Genomic DNA, 17636 nt, shown 5'->3' with positions numbered 1-17636 from the left:
CTTAATTTACGCAGATAAATGGGTTCGTATTAATTTAGTTGTATGGTTTTTTTCTCTTTTCTTTAGCTTTACAAAAGTGTGAATAAAATTCAGCATAAAAAAATCAATTTGCTATTGATTATTAACTTTTTTTTTCGTAGAATCCCAAGAACTAAAATATCAACCATTGATTACTAAAAGTACCTCAGTAAGAATACGTTATGGAGAAACCGACCAAATGGGTGTGGTTTACCATGGTAACTATGCTCAATTTTTTGAAATCGGAAGGATCGAATGGCTTCGCGCCCTTGACATTTCCTACAAAAAAATGGAAGAGAACAACACGATGCTCCCGGTGATTTCTTTACAATGCAATTTTAAAAAATCAGCCCATTTTGATGATGAAATTACAATAAAAACTACTCTAAAAAAAACCCCAACTGTTAAAATTGAATTTGACTACGAAATCCACAATCAGTTTGGTGATTTATTGTGCACAGGAAACACTGTTTTGGCATTTGTAGCAATGGACACAAAAAAACCAATGCGTTGCCCTGACTATTTACTTAAAATTTTAGGAGACTAATTGTTTAATTTGAACCTTATAAAGAGATTCAAATAGTTTAAAAATTTTAGCTGCGTCTTTTTTTCTAACGGCAATCGTATACTTACAATCCATTCCTAAATCTTGGGCAGTAATTTCTATTTGCTGATCCTTAATGATTCGCATCACCGGATTCATTAAATCATAATCAAATTGCAAGCTAAAAGAGACATCAATGGTTTTCTCTACAATCTCAGAAGCTTCTATGGCCAATTGCGCAGAGTTTCTATAGGCAGAAATTAAGCCTCCAACCCCCAATTTGGTACCTCCAAAATACCGAACAGACACCACCAACACATTGGTTAACTCAAAAGATTGAATCTGACCATAAATAGGCATTCCAGCAGAATTACTAGGCTCTCCATCATCATTGGCTCGATAACGAACTGGATCAACCCCTAATTGCCAAGCATAACAAAAATGACGGGCAGCATGATGCTTTTTTTTAAGCCCATCTAGAGCCTCTTTTATTTGATCTTCATTTAAAACAGGGAATGCGTAGCCAAAAAACTTGCTATTCCTGTCTTTGTACAGTGTTTCTTCTGATGCTGTTACTATGGTTTTATAACTATCAATCATGAGGCAGATGCGACTAAAACGATGGCTAATACCGCCAAAAAGATTCCTATTTTATTTTTTGTGCTAAAAGTCTCTTTAAAAACTAAAAAACCAATACAAGTTGATAATAACACAATTGCTAAGTTATTTACAGTGAATAAACTTGAGCTTTCAAGCCCTCCATGCTGCAAGGCTTTGATTAAAAAAACAATCGAATAGTAGTTAGGCACTCCTAAGACTACTCCTGCGATCAGATTTTTAAAACCAAATGGGCTTGGTTTTTTTATCGTTTTTACAAGCAATATAAACAAGCCAAATAAGGCTGCAAAACCAAACAAACTCCCAGAAAAAACAGCCACCTCTTCTGTTTTTACAAAATTTATTTCAATGTATTTGAGCAAAGTATCAATGGCTCCAGAACCTAAAAATAAAATAAGAGGAAGGATTAAACCTGAGCTTACCAAACTAGTTTTACTCGTTTCTTTAAGAGATGATAGGTATACTGCAAAAAGGGCTAAAATAATACCTAACACTTTAAGAAATGACAAGGACTCATCATACAACCAGACTCCAAATATAACAGGGATGACTACCGACATTTTACTGGCCACAGACGCTACTGAAACGCCGTTTTTTTGAGAAGCAAGTGCCATAACAAAAAAGATCATGACAAAGAGCAAACCCAAAATCATCGCTCCATAAAACCAAGATTCAGAAGGCAAATCTACAAAAGAGACCTGAGAATCTGTAATGGCAAAACCCAAAGTGAAGGCTACCAAATAATTAACGACTATTGCCTTTAGAGTATCTATTTTATAAACATCAAAATACTTAAAAATAACAAACAAAGAGCTAGAAAATAAAACACTCAATAACAAATACACCATGCTTATATTTTTAAATTTACTACATCTTCTTTACCTGGAACCAAATTCCAAACGTGCATTCCCAACTTTTTAGCAGTTGCCGTATTTGCAGAAACATCATCTACAAAAAGTGTTTCTTCTGGCACTAAGTCATTCTCAGAAAGCACATAATTAAATATATCTTCATCTGGTTTTCTAAAATGAATTTGATGGGACAGATAAAATTTTTCAAAACAATTTTTAAATTGCTCAAACACCTCTATACCCCAATCTTTTTGAATCCAAGAAATATGCATATCATTGGTATTGCTCAACAAAAACAGTCGATACTTTTTTGAAGCAGATAACTCTTGTATAAAACGCAATCGATGAGCAGGGAAGTCTAACAAAATTGAATTCCAAGCGGTTAATAAATCTTCTTTACCAATAGCATAAGTAATATAGAAATACTCCATAAACTGCACAGTAGTCATCAATCCTTTTTCATATGAGTACATAACAGAGATCAGTTCAGGATCTTCGTGATTCACACCAAATGCATTAAGATACTTATCGGTTGCTGGTTTATCTAAATTGATAAAAATATCACCAAAATCGAAAATAATATTTTTAATCATGCTTATACGTCTTTAATAAATCTGAATGTATTTTTTGTATTTCAAAAGGAGACCTTTTTAATATTGGAGCCTCTACTCCTTTCTCAAAAGAAACCTCTCCTTCAAAAACTCGTGCTTCATCCCAAAGGCCCTCATCTATAAAACTCTGCAAGGTTTTGGCGCCTCCTTCAATCATTACAGATTGAATTTGTTGGGATTGTAAAACCGCACAAATTTGCTGAGCTAAGGGTTTTAAATAATCAACACTCAAAAACACTAAAGGGTGTTTTCTTTGTGACTGATTTGCATACAAATGCGTATTGGCAACATCAACATCTTGATGATAAATTACTATCGTTGGTACCTGACCATTAAATACTGTTGCTTCTGTTGGTAATTGAATATTTTTATCCAGCACCACTCGGATAGGGTTTAAACCTTTCCAGTGCCTTACATTTAAAGATGGATTGTCTGCTAAAACAGTATTGGCTCCAACTAAAATAGCCTGTTCTTCTGCTCGCCATTTATGAGCAAGCTGTTGTGAGTAAACATTGCTAATCCAAACTGGTTTTTGCTTATCTTTAACTAGTGGCGCTATAAAACCATCCTTAGTTTGAGCCCATTTTAAAAGTATGTAAGGTCTGTTTTTTTCTTGTACAGTAAAAAAACGTTTGAGTTGTTCTCGGCATTGAGACTCTAAAACACCAACAGTTACAGAACAGCCTGCAGACCTTAACCTTTCAATTCCTTTTCCTGCAACCAAACTATGACTATCCACACAACCGATATACACTTTTGGTATCTGTTGAGTGACAATTAAATCTGCGCAAGGTGGTGTTTTTCCATAATGAGAACAGGGCTCTAAACTAACATAGAGCACAGCCTTTTTTAAAAGATTTTTATCCTTAACAGCGGCAATGGCATTTACCTCAGCATGTGCACCTCCATAAGCACTGGTATAACCCTCACCTATAATTACACCATCTAAAACTACGACTGCACCTACACTAGGATTTGGACGAGTACTTCCAATTCCTTTCTTTGCCAATTGCAAACAACGAAGCATGTATTTTTCGTGTTCAGTATAGTTCATATTTCTTTTTTATATCCTAAATTGCTCCAGCAAAAATAAGACATTAAAGTGAATACAGAAGCACCCTTTATTAGAGCGATAAAAGTAGAAGATAACGAGCAAATTGCAAAGGTCATAAGAGCTGTTTTAATTGAGTTTGGAGTACCAAAAGTAGGCACTGCCTACGAAGACAAAGCGCTCGAAAACTTATACAATGCCTATAGAGAAGAAAATACCATTTATTATGTTATTGAACATCAAGGCAAGGTAATTGGAGGCGCAGGAATTGCTCCTTTAGCCAATTATGAAGGCCCTGTTTGCGAATTCCAAAAAATGTATTTCTTGCCAGAAGCTAGAGGTCTTGGACTGGGAAGCAAATTAATTGAAAAATGCCTGCTAAAAGCCCGCTCTTTTGGTTTTGAACATTGTTATTTAGAAACCCTACCCTATATGGAAGCAGCAAGAGCGCTCTATAAAAAAAATGGTTTTGTTTCTTTAAACAAACCTTTGGGAGACACAGGACACTACTCTTGTAATATGTGGATGTTAAAAGAATTATAATGCAACTAAACCAATTTAAGCAGTATCTAACTTCTAAACTTCAAGAAAAATACCCTTCTACAGAAATAGAAAGTTTTTTTTATTTGTTGATAGAAGAAACCTTAGGTTTAAAAAGAATTGACATTGCTTTACAACCAGCTATTAGCATTCCAGACAATGTGTTAAGCTTTTTAAAATCTGCTGTTGATCGTTTAGAAAAACAAGAACCTATTCAGTACATTATTGGAAGCACCCATTTTTACGACCTTATTTTTAAAGTAAGTCCAAATACCCTAATCCCGAGACCTGAAACTGAAGAATTGGTTACTTGGATTTTAGAAACGGTTAGCGCTAAAAATGAACAACAGAAAAACCTTCAAATTTTAGACATCGGTACTGGGAGCGGTTGCATTGCCGTTTCTTTAGCCAAAAACCTACCGAACGCTACCATTTATGCTCTTGATGTTTCTCAAGAAGCCTTAAAAATTGCAAATCAGAACGCCAAAGACAACCAAACCAACATTCACTGTATAGAGGCTGATATTTTAAATACTCAAAATTTACAAAGCCTTTTTAAAGGACTTACCTTTGATATTATTGTATCGAATCCTCCCTATGTAAGAAACTTAGAAAAAAAAGAAATGCAGCCCAATGTTTTAGAAAACGAACCGCATCTAGCCTTGTTTGTCAACGATAATGAACCTTTAATTTTTTATAAAAAAATAGCCCAGTTAGCCAAGCAGCAATTAAAAGAAGAGGGACTTTTATTTTTCGAAATCAATCAGTATTTAGGACCTCAAATGCTAAACCTACTTCAAGAAACTGGGTTTGAGAACAACCTGTTAAAGAAAGACATCTTTAAGAATGATCGTATGACAAAATCTACGGTCAAATCACTTTAAAAGATTAAAAAAATCCCTTAAAAAGTGTAATCTTTCTCAATTGTATCGCTTACTTTTCTTTGGTTTTCTTTAGGATAATTTGAGTATTTTTGCACTATGCGAAAAGAAATTCAACTTCGAGTTCAACTCAAAGAAGAAGCCGTTGAAGGAATCTTGCTTTTAAAAGCAGCAAAACACCTTTCAATAGCACCAAGTACTATTAAAAGTATCAAAATACTTCGGAAATCTATTGATGCTAGAAAGCCTCAAATATATTTTAACTACAAAGTTGCAGTCTATATTAATGAGCCTGCTCCCGAAGAGTCAGAATATTCTTTTCAATACCAAGATGTTTCTAAGGCAAAAGAGATTCATATTATTGGTTTTGGTCCAGCAGGAATGTATGCTGCCTTGCGCTGTATTGAATTAGGTTACAAGCCTATTGTTTTAGAACGCGGAAAAAAAGTTCAAGAACGAAGAAGGGATTTAAAAGCGATTAACCAAGATCATTTTGTCAATGAAGACTCTAACTATTGTTTTGGAGAAGGTGGAGCTGGAACTTATTCGGATGGAAAATTATACACTCGAAGCTTAAAACGAGGAGACGTAAGAAGGATCTTTGAAAACTTTGTGTATCACGGAGCAACTGAGCAAATTCTCATTGATGCACATCCGCATATCGGAACCAACAAACTACCTAAAATTATCGAAAACATTAGAGCAACCATACTCAATCACGGAGGAGAAATCCACTTTGAAAGTAGAGTTGTCGATTTTGTTATCAAAAATAAAAAACTGCAAGCCATACAACTGTCTAACGGAATAGAAATGTCTGTTTCTGCTGTAATCCTTGCCACTGGACACTCTGCTAGAGACGTCTACCAATTATTACACAAAAAAGACATTGCTTTAAAGGCAAAATCATTTGCCATGGGCGTTCGAGTAGAACATCCGCAACACATTATAGACAGCATCCAGTACCACTGTAGCGGAGAACGCGATGAATTACTACCTGCAGCCGCTTATAGTTTGGTTCAGCAAGTTAACAACCGAGGGGTCTATTCATTTTGCATGTGTCCAGGAGGATTTATTGTACCAGCTGCTACAGCAAATGGCGAAGTGGTGGTTAACGGCATGTCTCCAAGCAAACGAAATAATTTGTATGCCAACTCTGGAATTGTAGTAGAAATTAATGTGGATACAGACATCCCTGCTTTTGAAAAATACGGTGTTTTAAAAGGCTTAGAGTATCAAAAAAGTTTAGAAAAACTCGCTTTTACTGCAGGAGGAAGAAGTCAGTCTGCACCTGCTCAACGATTGGTAGATTTTGTAGATGGAAACTTATCGGACAGCTTAAATCCATGCTCTTACCAGCCAGGCTTAAACTCTGCCCCACTCCACTCTTTACTACCAAAAATTATCGGAGGTAGACTTCGAAAAGGTTTTGCTGCATTTGGTGAAAAAATGCACGGATATTATACCAATGAAGCCAATATTGTCGGTGTAGAATCAAGAACCTCATCACCCGTAAACATCCCTAGAAAAGAAAACCTAGAGCACCCAGAAATTATCGGACTATTTCCTTGTGGTGAAGGTGGTGGTTATGCTGGTGGAATCGTTTCGGCTGCCATGGATGGTGAACGCTGTGCAGAAGCCGCAATTGCTCTTTTGTAAAATTAACAGAGTATTAACAGTTGAGACTTCTCTAAAATTTTATCAAATCGCTAATTTGGTAAACTATATGTTTTGCCAACAAAAGCCATGATAAACTCAAATACAGTTCATTACACCCCACACTTAAGAACAATTTTCTACGTACTAATTTTTCTCTTTTCTATAAATGGAGTAGCTCAAAATGAAAACTACCAATATACCTTGAGCTTTAAAGGTCCCGCTAAAAATAGTTACCAGGTAAAGTTAAAGATTAACAAGGTTAAAGAAACTAGTTTAACCTTAAAGATGCCCTCTTGGATGCCAGGCTACTATCAATTAATGAACTATGCTGATCAATTACAAAACATGTCAGTTAAAGACATGAAGGGCAACAAAATAGACTTTAAAAAGACAAAGAACAACACATGGGTACTCCAGAACACCAAAAACAAATCTTTAGTTCTAGAATATGAGATTATTACCCAACGGAAGTTTGTTGCAACCAGCTATGTAGATGCATCTCATGCTTATATTGTTAACACCAATACATTTTTATACCCTGACAAACAAATACAAAGCCCAGTTAGCGTTAAAATAATTCCAAATACTGCTTGGAAAAACGTGACTACAGGACTAGAAAAAATTGAAGGAAAGTCAAATGAATTTATAGCTCCTAATTTTGATATTCTATACGATTCACCTTTTTTAATTGGAAATTTAAGAGAGCTTCCCTCTTTTGAAGTTAAAGGAGTCAAACATCGCTTTATTGGCTATGATATGGGCACCTTTAATGAAACTGATTTTATAAAAAAAGTAAAAGCCATCGTAGAATCAGCATCAAATATCATTGGGGATATTCCGTATAAAGAATACACCTTTATTGCAATTGGACCCGGCCGAGGTGGTATTGAGCACTTAAACAATACAACCATTAGTTTTAACGGCGACGGTTTAAACAATCCCAAGGGGATGAACACCATGCTTAATTTTTTAGCACACGAATATTTCCATCATTATAATGTCAAGCGAATAAGACCTTTTGAATTAGGTCCCTTTGACTATGACAAAGGAAGTAAAACAAATTTATTATGGGTAAGCGAAGGGCTATCTGTCTATTATGAATACCTAACAGTTACCCGAGCTGGCTTAAAAGATGAAGCCACTCTTCTTGCTAATATAGAAGCAAATATCAACACTCACGAAAATAACCCTGGTAGACTTCATCAATCCTTAACGCAAGCAAGCTTTAAAACGTGGAAGGACGGACCATTTGGAGCTTCTGGTGACGACAAAAACAAGAGCATTTCATATTATGAAAAAGGCCCTATTATAGGTATGCTCTTGGATTTTAGCATCCGAGAAGCAAGTCAAAATAAAAAATCATTGGATGATGTTATGCGCTACTTATATTGGCATTATTACAAAGAACTAGGGAGAGGATTTACAGACGCAGAGTTTGAAGAAGCTTGTGAAACTATTGCAGGAAAATCGCTTACAGAAGTTTTTGAATATGTATACACCACAAAGTCTATTGACTACAATAGCATATTAGGAGCAGCTGGTCTAGAAATAAATATGACAAACTTAAATCGTAAGACAAAAAAATTTAAGATTAAAAAATTAGAAAAAGCAACAAAACTGCAAACTGAAATTTTACAATCTTGGCTAGGGAAATAGTCTATCAAGATTAAAAAAAGAATATATTTGCAAAAATTCTATCTTGTTAGAAAGCGAGTTATGACGAAGAAAAGAAAAACGAAAAGAAAATCAAAAACCAAGTTACTACACCAATACTATTCGTATACTGGGTTTTATAATTTTATTGGCAAGAGTTTAAAAAAATCGATCGTCCCTGTGGTTTTAGTAGTGGTTGGTATTGTGCTTTTTAACAAGTACGTATTCAACATCAACGAAGGCCTTCAGACCATAACAGAGACCTACTCTAGAACTGGAATTCTTATCATCTTTTTTATTTCAGAATCTATCCTAGGTTTAATTCCACCAGAAATTTTTATTGCCTGGTCTAAAAAAACAGACGACCCAGTTATTACCTTAACCATTTTAGCGTTGCTGTCCTATACCGGTGGTATTATCTCTTATTTTATAGGAAAAGCTGCATTGCATATACAAGTCGTTAAAAATTGGCTGGAAGTTAAAATGGCTAAGCACTTAAAAAACACCAGTAAATGGGGTGGTTTTTTAATTGTTGTAGGCGCACTACTACCAATACCTTTTTCTATTACTTGCATGGCTGGAGGACTTATTAAATATCCTTTAAAAGGGGTTCTTTTGTTTGGTTTATTCCGATTTGCTCGATTTGCCATTTACGCTTTGGCAATTTTTCAAATGGTAGATTAATAAAAATCAATACCTTTATCCCATGGGATTAACAAATAACGACATATTTAAAAAATTACGTGTAGCTCACAAGCTGCGTGATACAGATATTATTGACATCTGTAAATTAGTAGATTTTAAAGTTTCTAAAGGAGAGCTTGGTGCCTTTTTTAGAAATGAAGATCATCCAAAATACATGGAATGTGGTGATCAGATTTTACGAAACTTCTTAAACGGTTTGATCATTCATCTAAGAGGTCCAATGCCTCCAAAAAATGAAAAACCAATCAAAAAATAAATTTTTAAAACACAACAATGAAAAAAATATTTTTAAGCATTCTTTGCTTTAGTCTATTAGCACTTAGCTCATGTAAAAATGAGCCAACAGTAGCTAAAGATAGCTTTACCGTATCTGGAACACTAAAAGGATTGGATACCAAATTTATGATGACTAGCTATACAGGACCTGACGGTAATCGAGTATCAGATTCTGTGTTTGTAGAAAATGATCATTTTAGCTATACTGCAAAAATCAAGGAGCAAACATCTATCGTATTTTGGCCAAATGTAGAAAGCACTATCAAAAGAACTGGCAGAGGCTACTACCCCGCTAAATCTTCACAATTTCAATTTCTTGCAGGACCTGGAGATCAAATAGAATTTAAAGGAGTGGTTACTGATTTTATTGATGCATATCCATCAGGTACTGACGCAAATAATGACTTAGCTATTATCAACAAGCAAGTTTATCCTTTAATGAATCAGTCGGTTAACATAATGCTTAAAAAGAATCTATTAGACAAAGAAGACCCTAAACATGAAGTTTATCAAGATTCTATTGATCAATTAGATGCTAAGGTTGTTGCATTAAAAAAAGAGTTTGTAAAAAGCCATCCAAATTCTGAAGCGGCTACTTGGTATTTATCAGACATGATGATGCGCAGTCAAACTAGTGATGAAGAATCAATTAGTTTATTTAACAATCTTGGAGAACATTTACAGAACAATCCTTTTTACAAACAATTAGATACCAGAATCAAAGCTGTTAAAACAACAATGATTGGAAGTATTGTTCCTGATTTTACAACCAACAAAACCTTGGATGGAACTGAGTTTAGCTTAAACTCTTTGAGAGGTAAATATGTGTTAATTGATTTTTGGGGAACCTGGTGTGGACCTTGTGTTTCTGAAATGCCTACAGTTAAAGAATACCAAGAAAAATACCCAAACAGATTGGCTATTTTAGGAGTTAACAGTGGAGAGTCTATAGAAAAGATCAATAATTTTATCAAACCTAAAAACTATGATTGGCAACAAATCATAAAAGGCACTGGTGCTGATAATTTTGTTTTAAAATTTAATGTAAAAGCCTACCCAACTAAGTTTATCTTAGATCCTGAAGGAAAAATTTTATACAAGTTTGTGGGTAGTGGCGAGGAGTCATTTGACCGTATAGATGAGTTGTTAAAATAAGATCGCACACAATTTAAGAATTAAGAAAAGCTGCCTACATAGGCAGCTTTTCTTATTTAAACCCTCAATAGTTGTTAAGCTATTCTTAGCAAATTCATCCTTGCAAACTTCAACTCAGGTTTAACTGATTGCTCGTAAAATGCAACACGAAATAATCTATAAAAAAATCACAAAAAATTGTAGCTTTGCCACATGCGTATAGACATTATTACTGTATCACCTGAATTGATTCAAAGTCCTTTTGAACACTCGATCCTTAAAAGAGCACAAGACAAAGGATTGGTGAGTGTGCATTTTCACAATTTAAGAGATTATGGCTTGGGTAGTTACAAACAAATTGATGATACTCAGTTTGGAGGTGGCGCAGGGATGGTTCTTATGTTAGAGCCTATAGACACCTGTATTAGTGAGTTAAAATCTCAGCGTGACTATGACGAGGTTATCTATATGACACCTGATGCAAAAACACTAAACCAAGGCACTGCAAATACGCTCTCATTAAAAGAGAATATAATTATTTTAACGGGGCATTACAAAGGAGTTGACCAACGTGTTAGAGATCTTTTTGTAACCAAAGAAATATCTATTGGTGATTATGTGCTTAGCGGAGGTGAATTAGCGGCAGCTGTACTTTGCGATGCTGTGATTCGATTAATCCCTGGAGTACTTGGTGATGAAACCTCTGCACTTACAGATTCTTTTCAAGACAATTTATTATCACCTCCAGTTTACACAAGACCCGCAAGCTATAAAGGACTTACTGTTCCTGAAGTTTTACGTTCAGGTAATTTTCCTAAGATAGATGCGTGGAGAGCTGATCAAGCTTATGAAAGAACCAAAAATATAAGACCAGACTTATTAGATGACTAAACTTAAAAGCCTCATACAAAAACACCCTGCCTTAGCAATCGTTCTTGGTTTTCAATTGTTCCGATTGTTTTTACTGCCATTTATGGGCCTAATGCCACAGGATGCATATTATCATTTTTACGGAGAACATTTAGCGCTTTCGTATTTTGATCATCCTGGCATGATTGGTTATTTGCTGCGCGGATTTACAGAAGTTTTTGGCAAAACAGTTTTTGTAGTAAAATTGGCTGATTTTGTAGTTACAACCCTAACGCTGATTAGTTTTTACAAACTTGCAACTGTATTTTTATCCAAGCAAAAAGCAAAGAATGCTTTGGTGCTCATGTCTTCTACCTTATTTATCTCTATACTTTCGTTTAACTCTACACCAGATGTACCATTATTATTGTTCTGGTCGTTGAGCGTACTGAGCTTGTATAAAGCCATCTTTGAATCTAAAAAATACCACTGGATTTTAGCTGGGATTGCAATGGGATTGGCTTTTGACAGCAAATACACAGCTCTTTTATTACAGATTGGACTACTTAGCTTTCTTGGGTTTTCTAACCGTTACAGAAAACTACTTATTTCGCCTTGGCTTTGGCTATCAATATTTATTTCAGCATTGGTAACCTTCCCTGTATGGTGGTGGAACTATCAAAATGACTTTGCTTCATTCGCCTTTCAATCATCGAATAGAACCGGCGATATTTCAAAATTTAAACTAACACCAGATTATTTCTTTGGTGCACTAGGCCATCAGCTTGTTTTACTTTTACCTGTACTCTTTGCTGTTTTTGTGACTTTTACTTTTAAATTTATAAAAAGAGCGCTTTTAAAGTTTAAACTCCCTTCATCAAAAACCTTATTTTTATTAGCCTTTTTTATTCCGACTTTTGTTGGCTTCTTTGCTCTTACCCCTATTTATTGGGTAAAGCTAAACTGGATGATGCCTTCATACATTACCGGAGTTATCATAGCTGCTCTATTTATATCTAAAAAATGGATTAAAATTCAATTGATTACCTCAGTGGTTTTTCATGTTTTAATTGCTTTGCAGATTCTGTTTTATTTGGTTCCTATTAAAAGTGATGATACTTGGGTAGGCTGGGAAGAACTAGCTGAAGCTACAGAAAATTTACAAAAACAGTATCCAGATACCTTTGTTTTTTCAAACGATAGTTACAAAACCTCTGCTGCGCTAAATTTCTTTATGGATCAAAAGGTATATGCACAAAACATTATAGGAATACATGCTTTGCAGTTTGATTATATCGGTGATGACCTTTCTGTTTTAAACAATAAAAATGCACTTTTTATAGATTCTGATAAGCGCTTTAAAAACAATGCCCCTAACGGGAGTATCCCTACAGAATTAAAGGGTTATTTTGAAACCATAACAGAATTAAAACCCATCATTATTAAGCTGCAAAACAAAGAAGTACGCAAGTTTTGGGTCTATTATTGTGTTAACTATCAGCACAAAAAATAATCTTAAAAAAAGAGCTACAATTAAAAATATTTGCTAAATTTGCAACCTCAAAATTAACCTCTGACGAGAATCGTGAAAGTTGATCTTTGAAAAACCCATAAATATATATAAAAATGGAATCTTTAATAAAATTTGTACAAGACGAATTTGTAACAAAAAATGAACTACCTCAATTTTCTGCAGGGGATACAATTACTGTATACTACGAAATTAGAGAGGGAGAAAAAGTTCGTACTCAGTTTTTTAGAGGCGTTGTAATTCAACGTAAAGGAACTGGAGCTTCAGAAACATTTACTATTAGAAAAATGTCTGGAACTGTTGGTGTAGAGCGTATCTTCCCATTAAACTTACCTTCTATTCAAAAAATCGAAGTAAGCAAAAGAGGAAAAGTTCGTAGAGCTCGTATCTTTTACTTTAGAGGTCTTACAGGTAAAAAAGCAAGAATTACAGAAAAAAGATATTAATTCTTTTTACTATAAATCATATAAAAAAAGCGTTGTGAATTTCACAGCGCTTTTTTTTATGAACAAATGTTTACAAGCACAGTTCATATCTTGTTGATTACTAATTTGTTAAAATATTTTATTTTCAATAATCAACTCTTATATTTGAGAAAGTGTATTAGTTAACTTATAGAACAAGCTCTTCAAAGGCATAACTCTAACAGACTAATCACTTAATTAAAAGAACGTTCTTTATATCTGTTTTTTGAGTGACATTTGATTTGACAGCAATGTTCATGACAAATGAATTAAAAGTTTTTGATCACCCAGAAAACACATTCGAGTTGCCATTCACATCAAACGTATACAAAAGTGTCTGTTTGCTGGGCAATTCATAATTAGAAATGATTTATTATCGTTTTACTAAGGCATAGAAATTTGTTTCAAATTTTTACTTGTAAACTGTAGTTAGATGATAACTACAAGGCGGCAATAATCATTTCAAAGAAGCCATATCGATACAAGCAATTGTTTGATATGGCTTTTATTATTTTATAAAATTAAGCAACTTACCCCTTCCATAAATATCAGATTCTCAAAAAAACTACTGCATTATTTGCAATTTCACAACTTATTTCTCAGCTTTAATTCGTAAATTTGTTGCACTTATTTAAACAAAACACACTACCCCATTTTCTGGGTTTACAACATAAAATAACACCTTTACAAACATGAGTACAAAAGCTAAAATTGTATACACAAAGACTGATGAAGCACCAGCTTTGGCAACCTATTCATTTTTACCAATTGTAGAAGCATTTACAAAAGCTTCTGGAATTGAAATCATTAGCAAAGACATCTCTTTGGCTGCAAGAATACTTGCAAACTTATCAGAATACCTTCCTTCAGAAATGCAGGTTCCTGATGCCTTAGCAGAACTTGGAATTTTAGCTACAAAACCAGAGGCAAATATTATCAAACTACCAAATATCAGCGCTTCTGTACCTCAATTAAAGGCTGCTATTAAAGAATTACAAGACTTAGGGTATCCTATCCCTGATTACCCAGAAGAAGCAAACACTACTGAAGATCAAAAAGTATTGGCTTGCTACAACAAAGTAAAAGGATCTGCTGTTAACCCTGTCTTAAGAGAAGGAAATTCAGACAGAAGAGCTCCAAAAGCCGTAAAAAATTACGCTCGTAAAAACCCACACTCAATGGGTGCTTGGAGTTCTGATTCTAAAACTCATGTAGCAACTATGAGTAGCGGAGACTTTTATTCAAATGAAAAATCTTTAACGCTAGACACTGCTGATACTGTTTCTATACAGTTTATAGGTGAGAACAACAATAGTCAGGTATTAAAAAGAGAGCTTCCTTTATTGGCAGGAGAAATTATTGACGCTACAGTAATGAGTAAAAAAGCGCTATTAGCTTTTTTAGAAACAGAAATTGCGGACGCAAAAAGCAAAGGTGTTTTGTTTTCTCTACATATGAAAGCAACCATGATGAAGGTTTCTGACCCAATTATTTTTGGTCATGCTGTTCGTGTATTTTTTAAAGATCTTTTTAACAAACACGGTGAGACCTTTAAAGAACTTGGTGTAGATGTAAATAATGGTTTTGGAAACTTATTAAGCAAGTTAGCAGAATTGCCAACTGCAAAACAAAAAGAAATTGAAACAGACATCGCTTCAGCTTTCGATAACAGACCTGCTATTGCAATGGTAGACTCTGATAAAGGAATTACAAATTTACATGTTCCTAGTGATGTAATTATTGATGCTTCGATGCCAGCAATGATTAGAACGTCTGGACAAATGTGGAACAAAGAAGGGAAACCTCAAGACACCAAAGCAGTTATTCCAGACAGTTCTTATGCAGGAATATATGAAGCCACGATTGAGTTTTGTAAAGAAAACGGTGCTTTTGATCCAACTACTATGGGTACAGTTCCCAATGTTGGTTTGATGGCTCAAAAAGCAGAAGAATATGGGTCTCATGATAAAACTTTTGAAATTAAAGCAGCTGGTGTTGTTCGCGTAATTAATTCAAAAGGAGTAACTTTATTAGAACACAAAGTAGAAGCCGGAGATATTTGGAGAATGTGTCAAGCAAAAGACGCTCCAATACAAGACTGGATTAAACTTGCAGTAAACAGAGCAAAAGCAACACAAAGCCCTACCGTTTTTTGGCTGGACAAAAACAGAGCTCATGATGCAGAAATAATTAAAAAAGTAGAAAAATACTTACCTAATTATGACACTACAGGACTTGATATTCAAATTTTAGCTCCAAAAGAAGCAACACTATATACTTTACAAAGAGTTAAAGACGGAAAAGAAACTATTTCTGTTTCTGGTAATGTACTTAGAGATTACCTAACTGACCTCTTCCCTATTTTAGAATTGGGAACCTCTGCAAAAATGTTATCTATCGTTCCATTGATGAACGGAGGAGGCTTGTTTGAAACAGGAGCTGGAGGATCTGCCCCTAAGCACGTACAACAGTTTTTAGAAGAAAACCACCTACGTTGGGATTCATTGGGTGAATTTTTAGCCTTAACTGTTTCTTTAGAGCATTTGGGAGAAAACAACAACAATGAAGAAGCTTTGGTATTGGCAGAAACTTTAGACGATGCAACAGATAAATTCTTAGACAATAAAAAGTCTCCATCTCGTAAAGTTGGAGAACTAGACAACAGAGGAAGTCATTATTATTTGGCTCTTTATTGGGCAGAAGCTTTAGCTAGTCAAACAAAAAATGCAGCACTTCAAAACCGTTTTGCAAAATTAGCTACAGCACTAAGAGAAAATGAAGCTACCATTGTCAAAGAACTGAATGAAGTACAAGGAAGCCCTGTAAACATTGGCGGATATTACAAATCAGACACACTTTTGACGACAAATGCTATGCGTCCAAGTAAAACTTTAAATAGTCTTCTAGAAGTATTATAAACTCTAACGATTAACATTTTTTAACACGAAAGCATGCCTAAGGCATGCTTTTTGTGTTTACATTCAACAAAAATTACTGGATGTCAAGAAAAAAATTAATTATAGGTAGTGTTATCATTGTCTCAGTACTCGCTGTTTATTTTCTTTACAATAAAAAAGAAGATGTCAATGCTCCAATCACAATTAAAGTAGCAAAAGGAGATTTCATCAATGAAGTTATTACTTCTGGAGAAGCACTATCATCGAGTTCAAAAAAGATTCAATTTCCCTCACCTGCGAATCTTCAAAAGCACAATATAAGAGAAATTAAAATTCAAGATTTGGTCCCAGAAGGAAGCGTAGTCAAAGAAGGCGACTATATTGGCCGGTTAGATCAGTCAGAAGTGAATGAAAAAATCATTGATGCTAAACTAAATTTAGAAAATGCTCAATCAAAATATATTCAACAAAAGTTAGACACCACGCTTAGCTTAAAGCAAGAAAGAAACGGAATAAAAGATTTGCTTTTCACCATCGAAGAATCTAAAATAAACTTAAAGCAATCTACCTACGAACCTCCTGCTAGTATAAGAAAACTTGAAATTCAAATAGAAAAAGCCAACAGAGATTTAAACACTAAAAAGGAGAATTATTCAATCAAAAAAATGCAGGCAGAGGCTAAAATGGTTGAAGTTGGCACTGAGGTTTCTAAAATAAAATCAAAGTTAGACGCCTTGATTGATCTACAAAAACAGTTTATCATCTACTCTACAGACAGTGGAATGATTACCTATATTAGGGAGTGGGACGGCAGTAAGAAACAGGTTGGATCTTCTATCAATCCTTGGGACCCTTCTATTGCTAGTTTACCTGATTTATCTAAAATGCAATCCAAAACATTTGCAAACGAAGTAGATATTAGAAAATTAAAAAAAGGACTTACTGTGGATGTTGGTTTTGATGCTTTTCCAGACATTACTTTAAAAGGAGAAGTAATCGATGTTGCTAATGTTGGTGAAACAAAGAGAGGTTCTGATATCAAAGTTTTTCAAATTATCATAAAACTATTAACCGAGGATAAAAATGTAAGACCCGGAATGACAACATCAAACAGGATACTTACTGATAAAGAATCAAATGTTTTGATGGTTCCAATAGAAGCAATTTTCTCAAAAGATAGCATCAGCTATACCTATGTAAAATCTGGTTTCTCTGTACTCAAAAAACAAGTGCTCTTAGGAAAATCAAACAACAATCTTATAATTATTAAAGATGGACTAAACGAAAATGAAGTGGTCTATTTAAACAAACCCAAAGGTTATGAAGATAAAAGTATTACACTATTAAAAAATTAAAA

General features: G+C 34.4%; 17 protein-coding genes. 13 read left to right on the top strand and 4 right to left on the bottom strand.

Translation table 11 applies throughout. The features are described from left to right. Positions 1 to 166 precede the first annotated feature (166 nt). Entirely contained in the window at positions 167 to 565 is a 399-nt protein-coding gene (locus WHC90_RS12370; protein WP_188599053.1) for an acyl-CoA thioesterase, read from the top strand. On the opposite strand, the gene WHC90_RS12365 is transcribed toward WHC90_RS12370, so the two are convergent. The 4 genes from WHC90_RS12365 to ribD are packed head-to-tail and all read right to left on the bottom strand — an operon-like array spanning position 554 to position 3696. Then, entirely contained in the window at positions 554 to 1162 is a 609-nt protein-coding gene (locus WHC90_RS12365; protein WP_188599054.1) for an IMPACT family protein, read from the bottom strand. The two genes, WHC90_RS12370 and WHC90_RS12365, sit on opposite strands and share 12 nt — an antisense overlap. Beyond that, positions 1159 to 2028 (bottom strand): DMT family transporter, encoded by an 870-nt coding sequence (locus WHC90_RS12360; protein ID WP_188599055.1) that lies wholly within the window; start codon positions 2026 to 2028, stop codon positions 1159 to 1161. The genes WHC90_RS12365 and WHC90_RS12360 overlap by 4 nt, the downstream gene beginning before the upstream one ends. 2 nt (positions 2029 to 2030) lie before the next feature. Further along, positions 2031 to 2624 (bottom strand): HAD-IA family hydrolase, encoded by a 594-nt coding sequence (locus WHC90_RS12355; RefSeq protein WP_188599056.1) that lies wholly within the window; start codon positions 2622 to 2624, stop codon positions 2031 to 2033. Continuing rightward, on the bottom strand, positions 2617 to 3696 hold the full coding sequence (gene ribD, locus WHC90_RS12350) for a bifunctional diaminohydroxyphosphoribosylaminopyrimidine deaminase/5-amino-6-(5-phosphoribosylamino)uracil reductase RibD (RefSeq protein ID WP_188599057.1): 1080 nt from the start codon (positions 3694 to 3696) through the stop codon (positions 2617 to 2619). Before ribD ends, WHC90_RS12355 begins: the two co-directional genes overlap by 8 nt. Positions 3697 to 3744: 48 nt before the next feature. Here ribD and WHC90_RS12345 point away from each other — a divergent pair, with 48 nt between their 5' ends. The 12 genes from WHC90_RS12345 (at position 3745) to WHC90_RS12290 (ending at position 17634) form a co-directional block, all read left to right on the top strand. Continuing rightward, a complete protein-coding gene (locus WHC90_RS12345; RefSeq protein ID WP_188599058.1) occupies positions 3745 to 4236 on the top strand; it encodes a GNAT family N-acetyltransferase in 492 nt (163 codons plus the stop codon). Next, complete coding sequence (gene prmC, locus WHC90_RS12340) at positions 4236 to 5117, top strand: peptide chain release factor N(5)-glutamine methyltransferase (RefSeq protein WP_188599059.1); 882 nt, start codon at positions 4236 to 4238, stop codon at positions 5115 to 5117. The genes WHC90_RS12345 and prmC overlap by 1 nt, the downstream gene beginning before the upstream one ends. Before the next feature lie 96 nt (positions 5118 to 5213). Next, complete coding sequence (locus WHC90_RS12335) at positions 5214 to 6770, top strand: NAD(P)/FAD-dependent oxidoreductase (protein ID WP_188599060.1); 1557 nt, start codon at positions 5214 to 5216, stop codon at positions 6768 to 6770. An 87-nt stretch (positions 6771 to 6857) separates the two neighbouring features. Further along, a complete protein-coding gene (locus WHC90_RS12330; protein ID WP_188599061.1) occupies positions 6858 to 8426 on the top strand; it encodes a M61 family metallopeptidase in 1569 nt (522 codons plus the stop codon). Between the two features lie 60 nt (positions 8427 to 8486). After that, positions 8487 to 9107 carry a YqaA family protein gene (locus tag WHC90_RS12325; RefSeq protein ID WP_188599062.1) on the top strand — a complete coding sequence of 207 codons (621 nt, stop codon included), beginning with the start codon at positions 8487 to 8489 and terminating at the stop codon, positions 9105 to 9107. A gap of 22 nt (positions 9108 to 9129) precedes the next feature. Then, complete coding sequence (locus WHC90_RS12320; RefSeq protein ID WP_188599063.1) at positions 9130 to 9384, top strand: DUF1456 family protein; 255 nt, start codon at positions 9130 to 9132, stop codon at positions 9382 to 9384. A 17-nt stretch (positions 9385 to 9401) separates the two neighbouring features. Next, complete coding sequence (locus WHC90_RS12315; protein ID WP_188599064.1) at positions 9402 to 10559, top strand: TlpA disulfide reductase family protein; 1158 nt, start codon at positions 9402 to 9404, stop codon at positions 10557 to 10559. A gap of 192 nt (positions 10560 to 10751) precedes the next feature. After that, positions 10752 to 11429 (top strand): tRNA (guanosine(37)-N1)-methyltransferase TrmD, encoded by a 678-nt coding sequence (trmD, locus tag WHC90_RS12310; RefSeq protein WP_188599065.1) that lies wholly within the window; start codon positions 10752 to 10754, stop codon positions 11427 to 11429. Continuing rightward, entirely contained in the window at positions 11422 to 12900 is a 1479-nt protein-coding gene (locus tag WHC90_RS12305; RefSeq protein ID WP_188599066.1) for a glycosyltransferase family 39 protein, read from the top strand. The genes trmD and WHC90_RS12305 overlap by 8 nt, the downstream gene beginning before the upstream one ends. A 113-nt stretch (positions 12901 to 13013) precedes the next feature. After that, positions 13014 to 13364 carry a 50S ribosomal protein L19 gene (rplS, locus tag WHC90_RS12300; RefSeq protein WP_188599067.1) on the top strand — a complete coding sequence of 117 codons (351 nt, stop codon included), beginning with the start codon at positions 13014 to 13016 and terminating at the stop codon, positions 13362 to 13364. A 710-nt stretch (positions 13365 to 14074) separates the two neighbouring features. Further along, positions 14075 to 16300 (top strand): NADP-dependent isocitrate dehydrogenase, encoded by a 2226-nt coding sequence (locus tag WHC90_RS12295; RefSeq protein WP_188599068.1) that lies wholly within the window; start codon positions 14075 to 14077, stop codon positions 16298 to 16300. Positions 16301 to 16380: 80 nt separating this feature from the next. Then, entirely contained in the window at positions 16381 to 17634 is a 1254-nt protein-coding gene (locus WHC90_RS12290; protein WP_188599069.1) for an efflux RND transporter periplasmic adaptor subunit, read from the top strand. Positions 17635 to 17636: the final 2 nt, after the last annotated feature.

Origin of the sequence: Polaribacter pacificus (assembly GCF_038024035.1) — a bacterium.
Taxonomy (GTDB): Bacteria; Bacteroidota; Bacteroidia; order Flavobacteriales; family Flavobacteriaceae; genus Polaribacter; species Polaribacter pacificus.
The sequence above is the reverse complement of the archived record's forward strand: the minus strand, read 5'-3'. Positions and strand labels throughout refer to the sequence as shown.

Bases quoted from the DNA above. Each gene is read 5' to 3' on its own strand.
- WHC90_RS12365 (WP_188599054.1), bottom strand. From the start codon at position 1,162: ATGATTGATAGTTATAAAACCATAGTAACAGCATCAGAAGAAACACTG.
- WHC90_RS12360 (WP_188599055.1), bottom strand. From the start codon at position 2,028: ATGGTGTATTTGTTATTGAGTGTTTTATTTTCTAGCTCTTTGTTTGTT.
- WHC90_RS12355 (WP_188599056.1), bottom strand. From the start codon at position 2,624: ATGATTAAAAATATTATTTTCGATTTTGGTGATATTTTTATCAATTTA.
- ribD (WP_188599057.1), bottom strand. From the start codon at position 3,696: ATGAACTATACTGAACACGAAAAATACATGCTTCGTTGTTTGCAATTG.
- prmC (WP_188599059.1), top strand. From the start codon at position 4,236: ATGCAACTAAACCAATTTAAGCAGTATCTAACTTCTAAACTTCAAGAA.
- WHC90_RS12335 (WP_188599060.1), top strand. From the start codon at position 5,214: ATGCGAAAAGAAATTCAACTTCGAGTTCAACTCAAAGAAGAAGCCGTT.
- WHC90_RS12330 (WP_188599061.1), top strand. From the start codon at position 6,858: ATGATAAACTCAAATACAGTTCATTACACCCCACACTTAAGAACAATT.
- WHC90_RS12325 (WP_188599062.1), top strand. From the start codon at position 8,487: ATGACGAAGAAAAGAAAAACGAAAAGAAAATCAAAAACCAAGTTACTA.
- WHC90_RS12320 (WP_188599063.1), top strand. From the start codon at position 9,130: ATGGGATTAACAAATAACGACATATTTAAAAAATTACGTGTAGCTCAC.
- WHC90_RS12315 (WP_188599064.1), top strand. From the start codon at position 9,402: ATGAAAAAAATATTTTTAAGCATTCTTTGCTTTAGTCTATTAGCACTT.
- trmD (WP_188599065.1), top strand. From the start codon at position 10,752: ATGCGTATAGACATTATTACTGTATCACCTGAATTGATTCAAAGTCCT.
- WHC90_RS12305 (WP_188599066.1), top strand. From the start codon at position 11,422: ATGACTAAACTTAAAAGCCTCATACAAAAACACCCTGCCTTAGCAATC.
- rplS (WP_188599067.1), top strand. From the start codon at position 13,014: ATGGAATCTTTAATAAAATTTGTACAAGACGAATTTGTAACAAAAAAT.
- WHC90_RS12295 (WP_188599068.1), top strand. From the start codon at position 14,075: ATGAGTACAAAAGCTAAAATTGTATACACAAAGACTGATGAAGCACCA.
- WHC90_RS12290 (WP_188599069.1), top strand. From the start codon at position 16,381: ATGTCAAGAAAAAAATTAATTATAGGTAGTGTTATCATTGTCTCAGTA.